Origin of the sequence: Enterovibrio sp. FF113, from assembly GCF_041439165.1 — a bacterium.
Classification (GTDB): domain Bacteria; phylum Pseudomonadota; class Gammaproteobacteria; order Enterobacterales; family Vibrionaceae; genus Enterovibrio; species Enterovibrio norvegicus_A.
In genome coordinates, this window is record NZ_JBGONO010000004.1 from 85231 (window position 1) to 103205 (window position 17975).

19 protein-coding genes and 1 pseudogene are annotated in these 17975 nt (G+C 49.5%); 10 read left to right on the plus strand and 10 right to left on the minus strand.

Annotated features, from left to right (window positions below; genetic code table 11):
- Nucleotides 1–137 precede the first annotated feature (137 nt).
- From ompR to ACED36_RS04365, 3 genes are all read left to right on the plus strand, one after another.
- The gene (ompR, locus tag ACED36_RS04355; protein ID WP_016961877.1) at nucleotides 138–854 is read left to right on the plus strand and encodes a two-component system response regulator OmpR; all 717 of its coding nucleotides are present in this window, start codon (nucleotides 138–140) and stop codon (nucleotides 852–854) included.
- Between the two features lie 3 nt (nucleotides 855–857).
- Nucleotides 858–2210, plus strand: a complete 1353-nt coding sequence (gene envZ, locus ACED36_RS04360; RefSeq protein ID WP_016961878.1) for a two-component system sensor histidine kinase EnvZ — start codon at nucleotides 858–860, stop codon at nucleotides 2208–2210.
- Between the two features lie 169 nt (nucleotides 2211–2379).
- Nucleotides 2380–2754, plus strand: coding sequence for a GntR family transcriptional regulator (locus ACED36_RS04365; RefSeq protein WP_016961879.1), 375 nt, complete (start codon nucleotides 2380–2382; stop codon nucleotides 2752–2754).
- A gap of 78 nt (nucleotides 2755–2832) precedes the next feature.
- Here the strand turns inward: ACED36_RS04365 and recG are convergent.
- From recG to ACED36_RS04395, 6 genes and pseudogenes are all read right to left on the minus strand, one after another.
- A pseudogene (gene recG, locus ACED36_RS04370) lies at nucleotides 2833–4926 on the minus strand (ATP-dependent DNA helicase RecG); the annotation flags it as partial.
- Between the two features lie 37 nt (nucleotides 4927–4963).
- The gene (gene trmH / locus ACED36_RS04375; protein ID WP_016961881.1) at nucleotides 4964–5656 is read right to left on the minus strand and encodes a tRNA (guanosine(18)-2'-O)-methyltransferase TrmH; all 693 of its coding nucleotides are present in this window, start codon (nucleotides 5654–5656) and stop codon (nucleotides 4964–4966) included.
- Between the two features lie 122 nt (nucleotides 5657–5778).
- Nucleotides 5779–7884 (minus strand): bifunctional GTP diphosphokinase/guanosine-3',5'-bis pyrophosphate 3'-pyrophosphohydrolase, encoded by a 2106-nt coding sequence (gene spoT / locus ACED36_RS04380; RefSeq protein WP_016961882.1) that lies wholly within the window; start codon nucleotides 7882–7884, stop codon nucleotides 5779–5781.
- 24 nt (nucleotides 7885–7908) lie between these two features.
- Nucleotides 7909–8184: a DNA-directed RNA polymerase subunit omega gene (rpoZ, locus tag ACED36_RS04385; RefSeq protein ID WP_016961883.1), complete on the minus strand. Its 276-nt coding sequence runs from the start codon at nucleotides 8182–8184 to the stop codon at nucleotides 7909–7911.
- 57 nt (nucleotides 8185–8241) lie between these two features.
- Nucleotides 8242–8865: a guanylate kinase gene (gene gmk, locus ACED36_RS04390; protein WP_016961884.1), complete on the minus strand. Its 624-nt coding sequence runs from the start codon at nucleotides 8863–8865 to the stop codon at nucleotides 8242–8244.
- A gap of 135 nt (nucleotides 8866–9000) precedes the next feature.
- Nucleotides 9001–9864 (minus strand): YicC/YloC family endoribonuclease, encoded by an 864-nt coding sequence (locus ACED36_RS04395; RefSeq protein ID WP_026024367.1) that lies wholly within the window; start codon nucleotides 9862–9864, stop codon nucleotides 9001–9003.
- 188 nt (nucleotides 9865–10052) lie between these two features.
- Here ACED36_RS04395 and rph point away from each other — a divergent pair, with 188 nt between their 5' ends.
- Both rph and pyrE read left to right on the plus strand, forming a co-directional pair.
- Entirely contained in the window at nucleotides 10053–10769 is a 717-nt protein-coding gene (gene rph / locus ACED36_RS04400) for a ribonuclease PH (protein WP_016961886.1), read from the plus strand.
- Between the two features lie 130 nt (nucleotides 10770–10899).
- Complete coding sequence (gene pyrE / locus ACED36_RS04405) at nucleotides 10900–11541, plus strand: orotate phosphoribosyltransferase (RefSeq protein ID WP_016961887.1); 642 nt, start codon at nucleotides 10900–10902, stop codon at nucleotides 11539–11541.
- Between the two features lie 273 nt (nucleotides 11542–11814).
- On the opposite strand, the gene slmA is transcribed toward pyrE, so the two are convergent.
- The 3 genes from slmA to coaBC all read right to left on the minus strand — a co-directional run bounded on the left by slmA (nucleotide 11815) and on the right by coaBC (nucleotide 14312).
- On the minus strand, nucleotides 11815–12405 hold the full coding sequence (slmA, locus tag ACED36_RS04410; RefSeq protein ID WP_016961888.1) for a nucleoid occlusion factor SlmA: 591 nt from the start codon (nucleotides 12403–12405) through the stop codon (nucleotides 11815–11817).
- Nucleotides 12406–12612: 207 nt separating this feature from the next.
- Nucleotides 12613–13068, minus strand: coding sequence for a dUTP diphosphatase (gene dut, locus ACED36_RS04415; RefSeq protein WP_016961889.1), 456 nt, complete (start codon nucleotides 13066–13068; stop codon nucleotides 12613–12615).
- Between the two features lie 17 nt (nucleotides 13069–13085).
- Nucleotides 13086–14312: a bifunctional phosphopantothenoylcysteine decarboxylase/phosphopantothenate--cysteine ligase CoaBC gene (gene coaBC, locus ACED36_RS04420; protein ID WP_016961890.1), complete on the minus strand. Its 1227-nt coding sequence runs from the start codon at nucleotides 14310–14312 to the stop codon at nucleotides 13086–13088.
- Nucleotides 14313–14537: 225 nt separating this feature from the next.
- Between coaBC and radC the strand changes: the two genes are divergently transcribed.
- The 5 genes from radC (at nucleotide 14538) to mutM (ending at nucleotide 17281) form a co-directional block, all read left to right on the plus strand.
- Entirely contained in the window at nucleotides 14538–15212 is a 675-nt protein-coding gene (gene radC, locus ACED36_RS04425; protein ID WP_016961891.1) for a DNA repair protein RadC, read from the plus strand.
- A gap of 189 nt (nucleotides 15213–15401) precedes the next feature.
- The gene (gene rpmB / locus ACED36_RS04430; RefSeq protein WP_016961892.1) at nucleotides 15402–15638 is read left to right on the plus strand and encodes a 50S ribosomal protein L28; all 237 of its coding nucleotides are present in this window, start codon (nucleotides 15402–15404) and stop codon (nucleotides 15636–15638) included.
- 13 nt (nucleotides 15639–15651) lie between these two features.
- Complete coding sequence (rpmG, locus tag ACED36_RS04435) at nucleotides 15652–15819, plus strand: 50S ribosomal protein L33 (protein ID WP_002535344.1); 168 nt, start codon at nucleotides 15652–15654, stop codon at nucleotides 15817–15819.
- A 141-nt stretch (nucleotides 15820–15960) separates the two neighbouring features.
- A complete protein-coding gene (locus ACED36_RS04440) occupies nucleotides 15961–16467 on the plus strand; it encodes a hypothetical protein (RefSeq protein ID WP_016961893.1) in 507 nt (168 codons plus the stop codon).
- Between the two features lie 4 nt (nucleotides 16468–16471).
- Nucleotides 16472–17281, plus strand: a complete 810-nt coding sequence (gene mutM / locus ACED36_RS04445; RefSeq protein ID WP_016961894.1) for a bifunctional DNA-formamidopyrimidine glycosylase/DNA-(apurinic or apyrimidinic site) lyase — start codon at nucleotides 16472–16474, stop codon at nucleotides 17279–17281.
- A gap of 57 nt (nucleotides 17282–17338) precedes the next feature.
- Here mutM and coaD read toward each other — a convergent pair whose 3' ends face one another.
- On the minus strand, nucleotides 17339–17839 hold the full coding sequence (coaD, locus tag ACED36_RS04450; RefSeq protein ID WP_016961895.1) for a pantetheine-phosphate adenylyltransferase: 501 nt from the start codon (nucleotides 17837–17839) through the stop codon (nucleotides 17339–17341).
- Nucleotides 17840–17975: the final 136 nt, after the last annotated feature.

Here is a 17975-nt window from a genome sequence, read left to right on the forward strand (position 1 = left end):
TGTTTAGTGCGTACAAAGTCGGTTACAACTGGTAACAGTTTTTCTCCCCGCTAGACACGGCCTTGATGTTTCATAGCGGAGTCAGACGATACAATCGAAGACACAAACACCTTCAAGAATAGAAAGAAAGGTAGGTCATGCAAGATAATCATAAGATCCTGGTTGTAGATGATGATATGCGTTTGCGCTCGCTACTGGAGCGTTATTTGTCTGAGCAAGGTTTTCAGGTTCGCAGCGTGGCAAACGCCGAGCAAATGGACCGCTTACTTTCTCGTGAGAACTTTCACCTGATGGTGTTGGATCTGATGTTGCCGGGTGAAGATGGTCTGTCCATCTGCCGCCGTCTTCGTCAGGCGAACAACAAATTGCCAATCCTGATGCTGACTGCGAAAGGCGATGAAATCGATCGCATCGTGGGCTTGGAAGTCGGCGCAGATGACTATCTGCCAAAACCATTTAACCCTCGCGAACTGCTGGCCCGTATTCGTGCGGTGCTTCGCCGTCAGACCATTGAAGCGCCTGGTGCGCCCTCTAGTGAAGAAAAAATCGTTGTGTTTGGCCAGTTCCGATTGAATTTAGGGACACGCGAAATGTTCCGCAATGATGAGCCATTGACGTTAACTTCAGGTGAGTTTGCAGTATTGAAAGCGCTGGTTACCAACGCTCGAGAGCCAATGTCACGCGATAAGCTGATGAACATGGCGCGTGGCCGCGAGTACTCCGCGATGGAGCGCTCGATCGATGTGCAAATCTCACGTCTTCGCCGTATGGTCGAAGAAGATCCAAGCAAACCACGTTACATTCAGACCGTTTGGGGTCTGGGTTATGTGTTTGTGCCTGACGGGGAAGCGTAATTCATGCGCTTTTCTCCACGTAGCAACTTTGCCCGTACGCTCGTGGTGCTGGCTGGCCTGTTAATCGCCAGCCAGATTTTCTCCTACCTCACCATCCTCAATTACGCTTTACTCCCCAGCATCAAGCAGTTTAATAAGATTCTGGCACACGAAATCTCTGTGATGCTGGAAGACAATGTGACCTTGGCGGATGGCGAGGTGTATCACATGGATGAGCTGTTGCGCCGTCAATTGCTGGCCAAGCTTGGCGTGACGATGCACGACGAATCTGAGCCAGATGTGATGCGTGATTTTGATGAGGCTGCGCCAATTGACCTTATCAGTAAAGATATGTCGGAGAAGCTCAACGCACCTACTGAAGCGCGCATCAGCATGGCGTCCAAGAGCTACGTTTTGTGGCTAGAAAGTCGCGCGTTTCCCGGTTACATCATGCGTATTCCGCTGTCGGAATTGCATCAAGATGATTTCCTGCCGCTGTTTATGTATTCCATGTTTATTGCACTCATGGTGATAGGCGGGGGGTGGATGTTTATCAAGGTGCAAAACCGGCCGCTGGTAGCATTGGAAAAGGCTGCACTGGATGTTGGGCACGGAAAATTTCCTGCGCCGCTCCCTGAGCAAGGAGCCTCAGACATTCGTGCTGTCACCAAAGCGTTTAACCAGATGAGCGAAGGTATTCGCAAGCTGGAAGAAGATCGCGCACTACTGATGGCGGGTGTGAGCCATGATTTACGCACCCCGTTAACCCGTATTCGTTTGGCAACAGAAATGATGTCACCGGAAGACGATTATCTGGCTGACAGCATGATCAAAGACACTGAAGAGTGTAATGAGATCATCAATCAGTTTATGGATTATCTGCGTTCAGTACAGGTGCAAGACATGACAGCCATCGACTTGAATGTCTTGGTTGATGATGTTTCGGTGGCTGATGGTGCGACGGGGCATGAACTTGAGCTGAGTAAAGGCGAACTGGTAGGTAAGCTGGAAGCTAACGAAGTGGCCATTCGCCGTGCGGTCACTAACTTAGTCGTCAACGCAGTGCGCTACGGTGGCGGTTGGGTGAAAATTGCCACAGGCAGTAGCGCTGATCGGCGTCACCAGTGGATCACGGTCGAAGACAATGGGCCTGGCATCGCGCCTGATCAGGTTGAAACCGTGCTGCAACCTTTCACTCGCGGTGATACTGCGCGAGGTAGCGAAGGTACCGGACTTGGGCTGGCTATCGTGAAACGTATTGTGGAGCAACACAACGGCACACTGCAATTGATGCAGCGCTCGCAAGGTGGTTTGCGAGCACAGATTGTGTTGCCAGTAGCGCAAAAGAATAAGGGTTCACGTAAAGAAATGCGTTAATCCATCGTATTACTTTCTACGCCTTAAAATACGCAGGCTCTACGGAGTTATGCGTCTTTTTTTTGTCATTATTTTCGTGTTTAGATAACAAATTCTCTGCATGTTTTTGTCTCATATGTGAGTCATCTGCTAATACTGTAATAAAGCGACAATACAGCAGGGAAGAAAAATGCACATAGTTATCGACCCGCAGGACCCATCACCAAAATTTCGCCAATTGATGACGCAAATCCAGCGTCAAATCGTTGCGGGTACGCTAAAGCCAGGTGACAAATTGACGTCGGTGAGAAAGCTCGCCGCCGTGCTTAACATCAACCCGATGACCATTTCTCGTTGTTATCAGAATATGGAAGAACTTGGCTGGCTTGAACGTCGGCGAGGCGTGGGAATGATTGTTGCCCGAGAAGGGTTACACGCGCGTATGGAAGACCGTTTCGGTTTTATCCGACCTGCATTGAGGGCGCTCTTAGTTGATGCCCGAGAAGTGGGATACAGCAAATCTGAAGTGATGGCATTAGTGATGCAGTATTGGGATGAAGAGTAATCAGATTGCGAGAGAAGGAGTAGTGAGAATCGAGTATGACCTACTCGACACTCGCCTCCGGAAATTTGCGACTTTCACTTAAGCATTACTGTACTTATCTTTGTTCCCTAGCCAGCGAGTAATGATCGCTTTGGCGTTATCAGGGTAGTGTTGATGCAGATACAGCGCCAGTTTCTGTACTTCAGGGATCAGCTTTTGATCTCGCACTAAGTCGGCAATTTTGAACTCAGCAACACCCGTTTGCTTGGTGCCGAGTAATTCGCCCGGCCCACGAATTTCTAAATCTCGCTGCGCAATCACAAAGCCATCACTGCTTTCACGTAACACCCCCAAACGTTGGGTGGCGGTTTTCGACAGTGGCGCGTGATAGAGCAACACACAGTGACTGGCGACCGAACCTCGACCAACCCGTCCGCGAAGCTGATGAAGTTGCGCCAAGCCTAAACGCTCTGGGTTTTCGATTATCATCAAGCTGGCATTAGGTACATCGACCCCGACTTCAATCACAGTGGTGGCGACCAAAAGGTGCAATTCACCGTCTTTGAACGCTTTCATCACCGCTTGTTTTTCTGCCGCTTTCATTCGCCCGTGTACCAAGCCGATTTTCAGATCGGGTAGTGCGCGTGAAAGGTCATCTGCGGTATCTGATGCGGCTTGCGCTTCCAGCACTTCGGATTCATCAATTAAGGTACATACCCAATATGCCTGACGACCTTCGTCGATACAGGCGGCATGCACGCGATTGACGATATCAATGCGGCGCGTGTCCGGCACAGCAACAGTTTGGATCGGGGTTCGACCTGGTGGCAACTCATCAATCACTGAGGTATCTAAATCTGCGTAGGCGGTCATTGCTAACGTTCGAGGGATAGGCGTCGCCGTCATGATTAGCTGATGCGGGTGAATGCCTTGCTTCATGCCTTTCTCGCGCAGTTCAAGGCGCTGATGCACACCGAAACGGTGTTGTTCATCAATGATCACCAATGCGAGATGTGCAAATTCAACGTGCTTTTGAAACAGTGCGTGTGTCCCGACCACCATTTTGGCGTCGCCGTTAGCAATCTTTTCAAGTTCTGCTTCTCTGGCTTTGCCGGTGAGTTTTCCTGCCAGCCAGCCCACAGAAATGCCGAGCGGTTCAAGCCAACTGGCAAAATTAGCCGCATGCTGCTCTGCCAGTAACTCTGTCGGTGCCATGAGCGCGACTTGATACCCTTGCTCAATCGCTTGCAGCGCGGCTAGCGCGGCCACCAAGGTTTTGCCGGAGCCCACGTCGCCTTGCACCAATCGCATCATGGGTTTGGTCAGCCCCATGTCGCGTTCGATATCGGCCACAACGCGGGTTTGTGCGCCCGTCGGACTAAATGGCAACGAGGTGAGAAACTTGGGTTTTAGCTCGCTGGATGGTGGCATCGAGAATGTCGGGTCTTGCTGCAATTTACTGCGCACGGCAAGCATTGACAGGTTCTGCGCGAGCAATTCTTCGAGGATCAGGCGCTTTTGCGCGGGGTGTTCACCGTTTTCTAATGCCGTGACGGCAATGTCAGGCGTTGGTCGGTGAAGGGTTTTGAGCGCGTCTTTGAGCGTGACCTGACGGTCATACAGACCATCAGGCAGTAGTTCTTGCACCGCAGCGCCATCGAGTAAGCCCAAGGCTTGGTCGGTCAGGTTTCGCAGCGTCAGTTGGCGCAGGCCTTCTGTAGTGTGATAGACAGGTGTTAGGGTTTCTTCCAATGCCAGTTCTGTTGGCTCAGAGAACACCTTGTATTCAGGGTGAATGATTTCAAGGCCATTTTGACCGCGCTTGATCTCGCCATAGGCTTTCACACGCTTGCCAGATTCAAGGCTGTTTTTCATCGCGGCGTTAAAGTTAAAAAAGCGCAGCGTGAGCGAACCGTGACCGTCAGTGATTTTGACCGTTAGCATCCGGCGTCGACCAAAGGTGGTGTTGTTGCTGACGACTTCGCCTTCGACCGCGGCATGTTGTCCCGGCATGAGACTCATCATTGGCCAGATACGCGTACGGTCTTCATAGCGGTAAGGGAGATGGAACAGCAGATCCTGCACGGTAAAAAGTCCGATTTTTTCGAGCTTTTCCGCCATTTTTCCGCCTACGCCTGTCAGCGAGGTTACGGGAACAGCATCTAACATTGAAGCGCGCATGGCAGTTTCATCTCTCCTGGTGGTTGTTTGCCGATCATAAGGTTATGTATTACTTTGCGGCCTGCATTTGTGCCCACCAAGTATCATCGGCAATAATTTGGCCTTGGTTATCTAGCGCAGGATACGGCAGACGTTTGCGCTTAGCGACTCTTGCCAGTACAGGGTATCCACGCTCGAAAACAATGCGGTCAACCTCGTCTTGTGGGATCAAGGTATGTGTACGCTGGTACATGCCCGCATTTTGGCGTTGGCGCTGTGCTTCGTACAAGATCAGAGCGCTTGCGACCGAGACATTGAGCGACTGTACCATACCTATCATGGGAATAATGATGTCTTGATCTGCCAATTCAAGGGCTTGCTTGCTGATCCCGGTTTTCTCCTGACCCATCACAATCGCCGTGGGTTTGGTGTAATCAATCTCACGAAAATCGACGGCGTTGTCAGACAGATTTGTCACCAAGATCTGCATGCCTTTTTCTTTCATGGCGGCAAAGGCATTGGGCGTGTTGTCGTGGGTAACCACATCCACCCAATTACGCGCACCTGCAGAGGTGCCGCCAAGTGTGCGCATCTTGCTATTTTGGGGCCAAACAGCGTGAACCTGATGCACGCCGACAGCATCAGCCGTGCGAATGATGGCGGAGATATTGTTCGGCTTGTGGACTTCTTCCATGCACATGGTCAGATCGGGCTGTCGGGTTGCCAACACGTCCTGAATACGTGCAAAACGTTCTGGTGTCATCTTGTTCTCGTCTATATAAAAACGCCCGCGAGTGGGCGGGCGTTGTTTGTTGCCTGATTCTTATTGCGCGAGTCAGTCGCTAGAGATTGATCGCTATCGGCTTTGCTGCTAACAGCGAGATATCAATTTTTCTGACGGCTGACTTTGATCACGTTTGGCATCACGCGAAGTCGACGCATGATATTGGCTAAGTGAACACGGTTCTTAGTGGTTAGCTTGACGTAGATGGTATACAAACGGCCATCGCGCTCTTCGGTCGTCAAACCTTGGATGTTTGAGCCTGTCGCGGCAATAGTGTTAGTCAGATCCGCCAATGCACCTTGGTGATTAAACATATCAACACGCAGCGCTGTCGCGAAATCTTGGTCGATGTCATCGCCCCACTCGACGGACATATACTTGTCCGGCTCTTGGCTGTAACCGCGAATGTTTGCACATTCTTCACGGTGGATAACCAGACCTTTACCCGGGCTGACATGCCCCACAATATGATCGCCGGGAATAGGACGACAGCAGTTAGCGTAAGTCAGTAAGATGCCATCAGCACCGCGGATTGGTAGGCAACCGCCTTGCTCCTCTAAGCTATCAGCATCGCCGAGCAGACGCTTCGCAATCACGACACTCATCACTTCGCCTGAACCAATGTCGGCTAACAAATCATCCAGTACTTCAAGTTTTAGATCTTTCAGCACTTTCTCAAGATTTGTGGGGTCGATGTCCTGAACGTTAACGTCACCCAACGCATGGTTGAGCAAACGGCGACCAAGGATCACGGATTCTTCACGGCGTTTGGTTTTGAGAACCTGACGAATTTTGGTTCGTGCACGTGAGGTCACCACATAATTGAGCCATGCTGCGTTAGGGCGAGCACCTGGCGCCGTGATGATCTCAATCGTCTGACCGTTTTTCAGCGGTTGGCTGAGCGGGTAAGACTGGCGGTTAACCCGCGTACCCACACAGGAGTTACCCACGTCCGTATGCACGGCGTAGGCAAAATCGACCGCGGTGGCGCCAACAGGCAGTTCGACAATGCGACCTTTTGGCGTAAAGACAAACAACTCGTCTGGGAATAGGTCAGATTTTACGCTTTCGATGAATTCAAAAGAGCTACCTGCGCTTTGTTGAAGCTCAAGCAAGCTTTGCATCCAGCGTTGTGCGCGCACTTGTGCGGTTGTCCCGCCCTGAATGCGATCGGCACCTTCTTTGTATGCCCAGTGCGCTGCCACACCTTTGTCAGCCATCTGATCCATGTCTTCAGTACGAATTTGTACTTCAATGGGTACACCGTGTGGGCCAATCATGGATGTATGCAGAGACTGATAGCCATTGGCTTTTGGCACCGCGATGTAATCTTTCATGCGACCCGGGCGAGGCTTATACAAATTATGCATCTGGCCGAGTGCGCGATAACAAGTATCCAAATCATCGACAATCACGCGGAAGGCGTATAAGTCCATGATGGTGTGAAAACGCTGCTCTTTATTCTTCATCTTGTTATAGATGGAGTAGAGGTTCTTTTCGCGTCCCAACACTTTTGCATTGATGCCGGCATCGCCAAGGCGGCCTTCAATCTCTGCATGGATTTTTTGAATCATTTCTTTGCGGTTGCCACGGGCCTGAACCACCACTTCCTTCAACACGCGATAGCGGTTGGGGTAAAGGGCTTCAAAACCGAGTTCTTCGAGTTCCACTTTGATGTTGTGGATACCGAGACGGTGGGCAAGCGGTGAGAATATTTCGAGGGTTTCGCGGGCAATACGGCGACGTTTATCAGGGCGAAGTGCGCCCAGTGTGCGCATGTTGTGCGTACGGTCAGCCAGTTTGATCAGAATGACGCGAATATCATGGGCCATCGCCATGATCATTTTGCGGAAGTTTTCCGCCTGCGCTTCTTTGCGATCGCGAAATTTAAGCTTGTCGAGCTTTGAAACGCCATCAACCAGATCGGCGACGGTATCGCCAAAGCGTTGCTGTAAGTCTTCTTTGGTGACGTCGGTGTCTTCAATCACATCGTGCAGCAGCGCTGCCATGAGTGTTTCGTGATCGAGGCGCATTTCCGCCAGAATACGGGCAACGGCAATCGGGTGGATGATGTAAGGTTCGCCGCTCGAACGGCTTTGCCCTTCGTGGGCGTCACGCGCGACCAAGTACGCTTGCCGGAGTGCCTCTAAGTGCGGCTCCGGCAAGTATTGTGCGGCGACTTCTTTCAGGCTATCGAAGAGATACAATCTGCCTGTTTCCCTGAAGTTAGATTAGCGGAGTGAGCCTGTGATGGTGCTTACAGCGGCCATTTCGGCTGCTTCTTGCTCTTGCTGCTCTTGGCGCTCACGAGTGTCTAGCACTTCTTTCGTGATTAGGCCTTCTTCGATTTCGCGAAGAGAGATAACAGTGTATTTATCGTTCTCTTCTGGAACCAGAGCATCTTTACCACCAGTTTGCATTTGGCGTGCGCGACGAGCTGCTACCAATACTAGATCGAAACGGTTGCCAATTTTTTCAACAGCGTCTTGAACGGTTACGCGTGCCATGAGGAACTCCAGTAAGTAATAAAATCAAAATGACCGAAAATTATACAAAAGCCGTGACTATAGTGCCAGCAATCTGTCAAGCATGTCGTGATATTTGCTGGTTTGCTTGTCTTGCTTCATTCGCTCTGCGCGAAGTATGGCTTTAAGATCCATTAGAGCCAGATCAAAATCATCATTCACAATAACGTAATCGTACTCGTTATAGTGAGATATTTCGGAGCAGGCTTCTTCCATGCGTTTCGCGATGACCTCATCAGAATCCTGACCACGTGCATTCAGACGACGTTCCAACTCTTCTCGACTTGGTGGAAGAATGAAAATGCTTTGGGCGAGCGGCATTTTTTTTCGAATTTGCTGCGCACCTTGCCAGTCAATATCGAGAAAAATGTCGATGCCTTTTGCCAGCATTTCTTCAATCCAAATGCGTGAAGTGCCGTAATAGTTACCGAAAACTTCGGCATGCTCCAAAAACGCATCTTGTTCGATCAGTGCTTTAAATTCATCAACGGCTACGAAATGGTAGTGAACGCCGTCTTCTTCGCCCGGACGTGTTGCACGGGTCGTGTGAGAAACGGACACTTTGATGTCGTAACGAGGATTGTCTTTCAACAGCGCCGAAATCAGACTTGATTTACCGGCACCGCTGGGCGCTGAAACGATGTAAAGCGTACCTTGGCTCATGGTTGTGATCACTGTGAGGTTAAAGGGCGCGCAGATTACCACGGACTGCACAAAAATTGAATTCTCTGTTTAGGATAACCTATCAGGAGAAAAAAAAGCCCAGCAAGTTGGCTGGGCTCTCTAAAAGAAGAACGATTACTCGATGTTCTGAATTTGCTCGCGCATTTGTTCGATCAGAACTTTTAGCTCAACGCCAGACGCGGTGGTCTCGGTGCTGATGGATTTTGATGCCAGTGTATTCGACTCACGGTTGAATTCTTGCATCATGAAATCCAAGCGACGACCACATGCGCCACCTTTTTTGAGGATTTTCTTGGTTTCCGATACGTGTGAATCAAGACGATCTAGCTCTTCTGCGACGTCAGATTTTTGTGCAAGCAGAATAATTTCTTGCTCAACGCGGTTAGCGTCCAGCTCGATTTTCGCTTCTTCTAGCTTGGTGATAAGACGCTCGCGTTGCCAATTGATAATCTCTGGCATTTTGGTACGAACGGTGATCACTTCTGCGGCAATGCCATCGAGACGCTGCTCGATCAGTGCTTTCATGTTTGCACCTTCGCTTGCACGTGCGGCGATGAAATCATCGACTGCTTCGTCAAAGCCGCTCATGAGGGCTTTGTTGATCACGTCCATATCTTGCTCTGGTGTTTCCATCACGCCGGGCCATTGCAGCACTTGGAAAGGACCAATATTGCCCTCGCCCGAGACTTCTTGGACCCACTTGGCGGCATGAATAACCTGCTTCGCTAACGCTTCGTTGATTTTCAACTCAGTATTGGCTGACGCATTGGCTTCAAAACGCAGATTACATTCTACTTTGCCGCGAGCTAGGCGCTGACGGAAACGTTCTCGAATGATCGGTTCAAGGCCACGAAACTGCTCTGGCATGCGGATATAGGTTTCAAGGTAACGCTGATTAACCGAACGGATTTCCCAAACGGCAGTGCCCCATATGCCTTTTACTTCCCGGCGGGCGTAGGCAGTCATACTGTGGATCATTGATGTTCACTCTTCTATCAAAGTTGTTCTGATTATACGCAGTTGTACCCATTCGTGTCAGTAATAGGGTGTGAGCGTGAAGAAAAAAGCGGCAAAGACGGGTTAGTGTTAGCGCGGCTGAGGGTAAATCGCTATAATCGCCGGTTAACGAAATTCAGTCGCACACATACAACTACAGGTGGAATTCTATGCGCCCAAGCGGAAGAGAAGTTGGTCAGATTCGTCCGGTTACCATTACCCGTCATTTTACTGCGCATGCAGAAGGTTCAGTATTGGTGGAGTTTGGTGATACTAAAGTCATCTGTACCGCCACCGTTGAAGATGGTGTGCCTCGCTTCCTAAAAGGAAAGGGCCAAGGTTGGATCACTGCTGAATACGGTATGCTGCCTCGTGCAACGCATACGCGTAACCGTCGTGAAGCGGCGAACGGTAAGCAAGGCGGTCGTACCATGGAAATCCAACGTCTGATCGCGCGTAGCCTTCGTGCTGCGGTAAATCTTGATCAGCTAGGCGATTTCACTATTACCGTTGACTGTGATGTTATTCAAGCCGATGGCGGCACACGTACTGCGTCTATTTCAGGTGCGAGTGTGGCAATGGCAGATGCACTGAATAAATTGGTTGCCGAAGGCAAACTGAAAGCGAACCCAATGAAGGGTCATGTCGCTGCAATTTCTGTGGGTATTTTTGAAGGTACGCCAATCTGTGATCTTGAGTATCTAGAAGACTCAGCAGCAGACACCGACATGAACGTGGTCATGCTCGAAGATGGCCGCATGATTGAAGTGCAAGGTACCGCAGAAGCTGAGCCGTTCACGGCAGACGAATTGAACGCTATGTTGTCTCTGGCCTCTAAGGGTATAGAAGACATCATTGTTATTCAGAAAGCGTCGTTAGTTGATTGATGAAAGGGCGGCTTCTATTGGAGCCGCTTTTTTTTAACCAAAATACCTATTTGGTTAATGTTAACCCCGATCTAGTTAATCGAAATACACACGTCACGGCCAGAAGCCGAAGAGTGAGTCAGGAGAGAAAATGAAAGCCTATCAGCGTCAGTTCATCGAGTTTGCATTGGAAAAACAAGTTTTGAAGTTCGGTGAATTCACCCTGAAGTCTGGCCGTAAGAGCCCGTACTTCTTTAATGCTGGTTTGTTTAACACAGGTCGTGATTTGGCGCGTCTGGGTCGCTTTTATGCAGAAGCGCTTGTTGATGCGAACATTGATTACGATCTGCTGTTTGGCCCTGCGTACAAAGGTATCCCTATTGCGACGACCACGGCTGTAGCATTGGCTGAGCACCACGATGTGGATACGCCATATTGCTTTAATCGTAAAGAAGCGAAAAACCACGGTGAAGGTGGCAATTTGGTCGGCAGTGCGTTGGAAGGCCGTGTGATGCTGGTGGATGATGTGATCACTGCTGGTACTGCTATTCGTGAGTCGATGGAAATTATCCAAGCCAACGGTGCGGATCTTGCGGGTGTGTTGGTGGCAATTGACCGCCAAGAGCGCGGCAACGGCGAGCTTTCAGCGATTCAGGAAGTTGAGCGTGACTTTGGCTGTAAAGTGGTATCCATCGTCAGTCTTGGTGATCTGGTGACCTATCTGGAAGAGCAGGGCACTAATCCTGAGCAACTTGATTCAGTAAAAGCGTATCGCGCTGAATACGGCATCTAATATCAATCGGATTACGTAAGCGGTCATAAATTTGTGCAGGGAAAATCGTCAAGAGCAAGGAAGAGATTGCAGTAACGCGTTGTTCTAATTATAAAATCTCTGACGCAGCTATTGCTGATTTAACCAGCAAGAATGACTGAAAACGTATTCCGATGGGTATAATGGTGATTGGTCGCTCAATGGCATAGTCCATGCGACGAATAAGCGATAGAAAAGCAAAAAGGCTGCAAAGTGCAGCCTTTTTTGATCTTTTCGCTAACAATGTCTACACGTTTAGTTCAATTGTGCGCTCAATAGCTGCCAGTATTGATCAAATTCTGCGGTTGGTGGGTACTTGAAGTTGGATCGAACAAATCGATTAAGACTGCCTTCAACTTGGCCGAGTAATTGCGCGGCAAGAATGGACTCATCAACAGGAAATCCTCTTCCTTCCCGCAAGCGGCGTTCTCGTAATACCTGACGCAATTGACTTTCGATTTTCTCGAACAGCTGATTGATACGGCCCTGCAGCCTGTCTTGCTCGAACATCAGAGCATGGCCTGTCATGATGCGTGTCAGACCCGGATTACGTTCACCAAAGACCAGCAGAAGTTGCAAGATAAGGCGAAGGCGCGTCAAAGTGTCTTTTTCTTCGCTTTGAATGCGGTTGATTCGAGTGATGAGCGATTCTTCAATGAATTCAATCAATCCCTCAAACATACGTGCTTTGCTGGGGAAGTGGCGATAAAGCGCCGCTTCAGACACGCCAACTTGAGCCGCAAGTTTGGCGGTGGTAATACGTTGACTGCCCTGAGTGGACTCCAGCATATGAGCCAGAGCCTGAAGAATTTCTTCGCGGCGGTTTTGCTTTTTTTGGCCAGCCATGAATAGATGGTTCCTTTGTTGTTTTCAGGGTCTCAGACCCAAAATCTCGGCTGAAGGGCCGATATTTTAACTGTGCGCTATCTGTATTAAAAGAATAATGCACCTTCGGAACAGGTGAAGCACATAGGAATTATTGAAAGCGTGAATACGGCATAAAAAACGCCGCTAATGGGCGACGTTTTTGTCATTCATGCTCTGGTATTACTGTTATTTTGTACCAGAGTGCCCAAATCCACCGGCACCGCGTTCTGTGGCGTCAAAGTCTTCAACAATGTTGAATTCTGCTTGAACAACAGGCACAAAAACCAGTTGCGCAATACGCTCGCCTGGTTCGATGGTGAACGTGGTGTTACCACGGTTCCAACAAGAGACCATCAGCTGACCTTGATAATCAGAGTCAATCAGACCCACCAAATTACCCAGTACGATGCCATGTTTATGACCTAACCCTGAACGCGGCAAAATCGTTGCTGCCAGAGAGGGGTCAGCGATATGAATCGCTAGGCCTGTCGGTAGCAGTTCCGTTTGGCCCGGTTCCAATGTCACTGGCGCATCGAGAATCGCGCGCAAATCTAGTCCTGCAGAGCCTTCAGTGGCGTAAGCGGGAAGCGGGAATTCAGTCCCTACACGTGGGTCGAGAATTTTTAGGTCAATTTTTTTCATCTTGTTTTCCACTGGTTTTATTTGCTGGCATTAAACAGGGTAGCGATCTCGCTGACAAGTTGGTTGCCGATATCGGCCTTACTTGCGAGCGGTAAAGGTTTGTCGCCCGCAGGCCAATATAGATGCAGCGCATTTTGGTCGCTGTTAAAACCTTGACCGTCGCAGGACACATCGTTGGCGCAAATGAGATCAAGATTCTTCTTCGCCAATTTACCGCGTGCGTATTGTTCCACATCTTGGGTTTCTGCCGCAAAGCCTACAGTGAAAGGACGATTCGCTGTCATGGCTGCGACGGATGCGACGATATCTGGGTTTTTGACCAGACTGATGGTCATTTCATCGTGACCGTCTTTTTTCTTCATTTTCTGATCGGCAATGTGGGCCGGTCTGAAATCAGCAACGGCAGCACAGGCAATAAAAATCTGGTGCAGAGCGGCATGAGCTTGAACTGCCTGATGCATATCTTCTGCGCTTTCTACGTCAATGCGTGCCACATTGGCGGGTGTACTCAGGTTTACCGGACCACTAATCAGCGTTACTTTTGCGCCGCGCTTGGCGGCGGCTTGGGCAATTGCGTAACCCATTTTCCCCGAGCTTTGATTAGTCAGATAACGAACAGGGTCGATCGCTTCGCGGGTTGGCCCTGCGGTAATCAACATGGACGTACCGGCTAAATCACCTTCTGAAAAATGTTCTTCCACTAAGGCGACTAATTGCATCGGCTCTAGCATTCGGCCTGGGCCAACGTCGCCACACGCTTGTTCACCACTCGCTGGGCCCCAGATTGGGTAGCCGCGGCGTTTGAGCGTTACAAGGTTTTCTTGGGTAGCGACTGCACGGTACATCTGCTGGTTCATTGCGGGTGCAATGGCGACGGTGGCGTCAGTTGCCAAGCAAAGGGTAGTGAGTAGATCGTTGCCCATGCCTGCGGTAACACGTGCCATCAAATCGGCAGTGGCTGGCGCAAGCACAACCAAATCTGCCCACTTGGCAATTTCAATGTGGCCCATCGAGGCCTCTGCCGCTGGGTCGAGTAGGCTATCGGCAACGGGGTGACCCGATACGGCCTGCATGGTCAGCGGGGTAATGAATTCTTTTGCTGCGTGGGTCATCACGACACGAACATCTGCGCCACGTTCGATCAATCGACGTGTTAGATCTGCGCATTTATAGGCGGCGATACCACCGCCAATGCCCAACACAATGCGTTTGCCTGTGAGGGATTGGGTAATTTTCTGAACCATAACCAAATAAGCCAATGGGGTAATTAAGGGAAAGATAACATAAAAGACCGGGTGATCACCTGTTGCGCTCAGAGGATTGTGAAAGCTGCGGTACCACAAATTGAAATGTAATAAAGAAGCTACTCAAAAAACGTGTTCCACACATTAATCGCACACTGAGCTAAGAGTCGTTGCGCGAAAAGACATCTGCAATGACGCTGCCTTTTTATATTGCGAGGCGTGTTTATGTCACTGAAAGATCTGCCGCTAGATTGTCGCCCGAGAGAGAAGCTGCTGGCGAAAGGGCCAGAGTCATTGACGAATGCGGAGTTGCTGGCGATTTTTCTTCGCACGGGTGTATCAGGCATGAATGCGATTGAACTGGCGGGTTATTTGCTGGAGGATTTTGGTTCATTGCGAGGCTTGATGCAGTCCAACTTAGCGCAATTTAGCCAGCGAAAAGGGCTGGGGTCTGCAAAATATGCGCAATTACAGGCGGTATTGGAGCTGAGTAAGCGCCATTTAAAAGAAATTATGTCCCATGAAGATGCCTTAACGAGTCCTTCGCATACGGCGAGATATCTCTCGGCACAATTGCGTGACAGGCCGCGAGAAGCCTTTCTGGTCCTGTATTTGGATAATCAAAACCGACCCATCATGGATGAAGTTCTTTTTGAGGGAACCATCAATGCTGCAGGGGTCTATCCACGCGAAGTTGTACGTCGTGCGTTGGAAGTGCATGCAAATGCGGTGATTTTGGCTCATAATCACCCATCTGGCATTGCTGAGCCCAGTTCTGCAGATCGTCATATCACGTCACGCATCGCTGATGCGCTGTCGTTGGTCGATATCCGGTTGCTTGATCACATGGTTATTGGTGATGGAGACGTTGTCTCTTTTGCTGAACGTGGCTGGATATAGGCTTTTCAAGCCAAAGCCGTTAAAAAACGATCAAAAAATGATAAAAGGATCTGCTCGGGACTTGAGCAATGGGAAGACAGTTAGTATAATGCGCCACCTTTGATAGCCTTGACCTAGTGCCTGACCTTGTTTTTTGCAGGAATGGCGGACAAGGTTGATATCGAGCTGAAACGATTTGGAGAGACATTCATGTCACGAGTATGCCAAGTAACTGGCAAGCGTCCTGTAACGGGTAACAACCGTTCGCACGCACGTAACGCCACCAAGCGTCGTTTTCTGCCGAACCTGCAAACTCATCGTTTCTGGGTAGAAAGCGAAAACCGCTTCGTTAAACTGCGTCTTACCCCTAAAGGTATGCGCATCATCGACAAGAAAGGCATTGATGCTGTTCTTACAGACATCCGCGCCCGTGGTGAGAACGTTTAAGAGGATTTAAAGAATGGCTAAAGGCATTCGTGAGAAGATCCGTCTAGTATCATCTGCTGGTACAGGCCACTTCTACACTACTGACAAAAACAAGCGTAATATGCCGGGCAAATTTGAGATCAAGAAATTTGATCCAGTTGTTCGTCAACACGTTATGTACAAAGAAGCTAAAATCAAGTAATTGGTTTTCTGCTTTACAAAAAAACTCAGCCTTGGCTGGGTTTTTTTATGTCTGCAATTTGAGGTGCACACTCGCATATAACTGTAAATCAGTCACTTCCGGATATACACTTTAGTCATGTCCAATGGCTGAGACCGAAAAATGGCAAGACCTTCTCGTCGTACCTTCAATAACTTTCTGATCATCGGCATCCTTTTGTTTGTTGCTGCCATGAACTTGCCCGATTACATCCGCGCTAAATTGGCGGAAAATGAAAAACCTCAACATGTCGAACAGGTACTCCCTGATGGTGTCATTGCCTTAATGCCTGATGATGTTTCGCCATTAGCGCTAAAATTTCCTGATTTCACCCTAACCAATGGGTCGCCTTGGCAAACAGACAAGGCCCTTGATGTGTCAGCAACTGAGTTGGCAAACCGTTGGTTGAATCTTTCTGGCACTGAAATAGATAGTGACACCTACAATAAGCTCAAGCCCAATTTGCGATCGCCAGCGACCTTGGTGGTGGATAGAGGCCAACACGTTGAGCCTTTGCGTCTGACCTATTATCAATTGCCTCAGTTTTGGCTCATTCAAAACTGGGAAAACCGTTGGCTTGCGGTCTCTGTTGCTCCAAACTACCTATTCCCATTCGACAACCAGAATTAATACGATGCCAGAATTACCGGAAGTTGAAGTCAGCCGCATGGGGATAAAACCACATGCGGAAGGGCAAGTGGTGACGAAATTGGACGTCAGGCAGCCGCAGTTGCGCTGGTTAATCCCCGATAGCCTCTATGATATTGAGGGACAGACGATTCACGCAGTCTCGCGCCGCGCCAAATATCTGATCCTTGAAACTGACATTGGCTATGCGCTGATTCATCTCGGTATGTCGGGCAGTTTACGTGTCTTACCTGAAATGGTACCGCCCGCTAAGCACGACCATGTCGATCTGCATCTGAGTTCTGGCGCTGTTATTCGTTATAACGATCCACGCCGTTTTGGCGCATGGCTATGGCAGCCGAACCATAGTGACCATCCTGCACTTGAAAAGTTAGGGCCAGAACCACTCACCGATGCGTTTACTGGTGAGTATTTGTTCGAGAGAAGTCGTAACAAGCGAACGGCCATCAAGCAATTTATTATGGATAATCCTGTGGTCGTCGGGGTGGGGAACATCTATGCCAATGAATCGTTGTTTACGTCTCGCATTCATCCTCAGCGCCAGGCGGGGTTACTGACCCTTGATGACGCGAATCTGCTGGTCGGAAACATCAAAACCATACTCGAAACCGCGATTCAGCAAGGTGGCACGACGTTAAAAGATTTCACGCAGGCGGATGGCAAGCCGGGGTATTTTGCACAAGAATTGCTGGTTTATGGCAAAACTGGCAAACCGTGCCCGGTATGCGAGACTTTGCTAGAGAGCGTCAAAATTGGACAACGGAATACATTTTTCTGTCCGTCGTGCCAGGTTTAGCCGCAGAACTTCCTGAGCAAAGACAAAAAAACCGCCAATGGCGGTTTTTTTAAGGCGTTATTTTTTGAGGTGAGATTTCAGTGCTTCTAGGACCTTAGGGTGCACAAACCCACTGGTATCGCCGCCATGAAGCGCGACTTCTTTGACCAATGTGGATGAAATAAAGGAGTTTTCTTCTGAGGGCGTGAGGAAAACACTTTCCAGCTCAGGCATCAGACGGCGATTCATGTTGGCCAACTGAAACTCATATTCGAAATCGGACACTGCACGTAACCCACGCACTAAAATGTTGGCGTTATATTGCTTGGCAAAGTCCACCAGAAGGCCAGAAAACCCGACGACGGAGACATTATCAAGGTGTGCTGTGACCTCTTTAGCCAGTGAGACACGCTCTTCCAATCCAAACAATGGCTTTTTACTCGGGCTGGCGGCAATGCCGACAATCACTTCATCAAACATTGATGCGGCGCGCTCCACCAAATCGATATGACCGTTGGTGACGGGATCAAAGGTGCCGGGATAAATTACCCGGGTTAGGGCTTTTTTGCTCACAGTCATTTCCTGCAATTCCTTAAACTGGCGACATGCTACCAAAATCTCGCGGTATTTTATCGTGCTTGGTGCGGGTAGATGTTGAAAAAGCCTACGTGACCAGCATTTCTTTCACACTATCTTCTCTTGAAGTTATTAGCGA

Coding starts and splice junctions, on each gene's coding strand:
- ompR (WP_016961877.1), top strand. CDS start 138: ATGCAAGATAATCATAAGATCCTGGTTGTAGATGATGATATGCGTTTG.
- envZ (WP_016961878.1), top strand. CDS start 858: ATGCGCTTTTCTCCACGTAGCAACTTTGCCCGTACGCTCGTGGTGCTG.
- ACED36_RS04365 (WP_016961879.1), top strand. CDS start 2,380: ATGCACATAGTTATCGACCCGCAGGACCCATCACCAAAATTTCGCCAA.
- trmH (WP_016961881.1), bottom strand. CDS start 5,656: ATGACACCAGAACGTTTTGCACGTATTCAGGACGTGTTGGCAACCCGA.
- rpoZ (WP_016961883.1), bottom strand. CDS start 8,184: ATGGCACGCGTAACCGTTCAAGACGCTGTTGAAAAAATTGGCAACCGT.
- gmk (WP_016961884.1), bottom strand. CDS start 8,865: ATGAGCCAAGGTACGCTTTACATCGTTTCAGCGCCCAGCGGTGCCGGT.
- ACED36_RS04395 (WP_026024367.1), bottom strand. CDS start 9,864: ATGATCCACAGTATGACTGCCTACGCCCGCCGGGAAGTAAAAGGCATA.
- rph (WP_016961886.1), top strand. CDS start 10,053: ATGCGCCCAAGCGGAAGAGAAGTTGGTCAGATTCGTCCGGTTACCATT.
- pyrE (WP_016961887.1), top strand. CDS start 10,900: ATGAAAGCCTATCAGCGTCAGTTCATCGAGTTTGCATTGGAAAAACAA.
- slmA (WP_016961888.1), bottom strand. CDS start 12,405: ATGGCTGGCCAAAAAAAGCAAAACCGCCGCGAAGAAATTCTTCAGGCT.
- dut (WP_016961889.1), bottom strand. CDS start 13,068: ATGAAAAAAATTGACCTAAAAATTCTCGACCCACGTGTAGGGACTGAA.
- coaBC (WP_016961890.1), bottom strand. CDS start 14,312: ATGGTTCAGAAAATTACCCAATCCCTCACAGGCAAACGCATTGTGTTG.
- radC (WP_016961891.1), top strand. CDS start 14,538: ATGTCACTGAAAGATCTGCCGCTAGATTGTCGCCCGAGAGAGAAGCTG.
- rpmB (WP_016961892.1), top strand. CDS start 15,402: ATGTCACGAGTATGCCAAGTAACTGGCAAGCGTCCTGTAACGGGTAAC.
- rpmG (WP_002535344.1), top strand. CDS start 15,652: ATGGCTAAAGGCATTCGTGAGAAGATCCGTCTAGTATCATCTGCTGGT.
- ACED36_RS04440 (WP_016961893.1), top strand. CDS start 15,961: ATGGCAAGACCTTCTCGTCGTACCTTCAATAACTTTCTGATCATCGGC.
- mutM (WP_016961894.1), top strand. CDS start 16,472: ATGCCAGAATTACCGGAAGTTGAAGTCAGCCGCATGGGGATAAAACCA.
- coaD (WP_016961895.1), bottom strand. CDS start 17,839: ATGACTGTGAGCAAAAAAGCCCTAACCCGGGTAATTTATCCCGGCACC.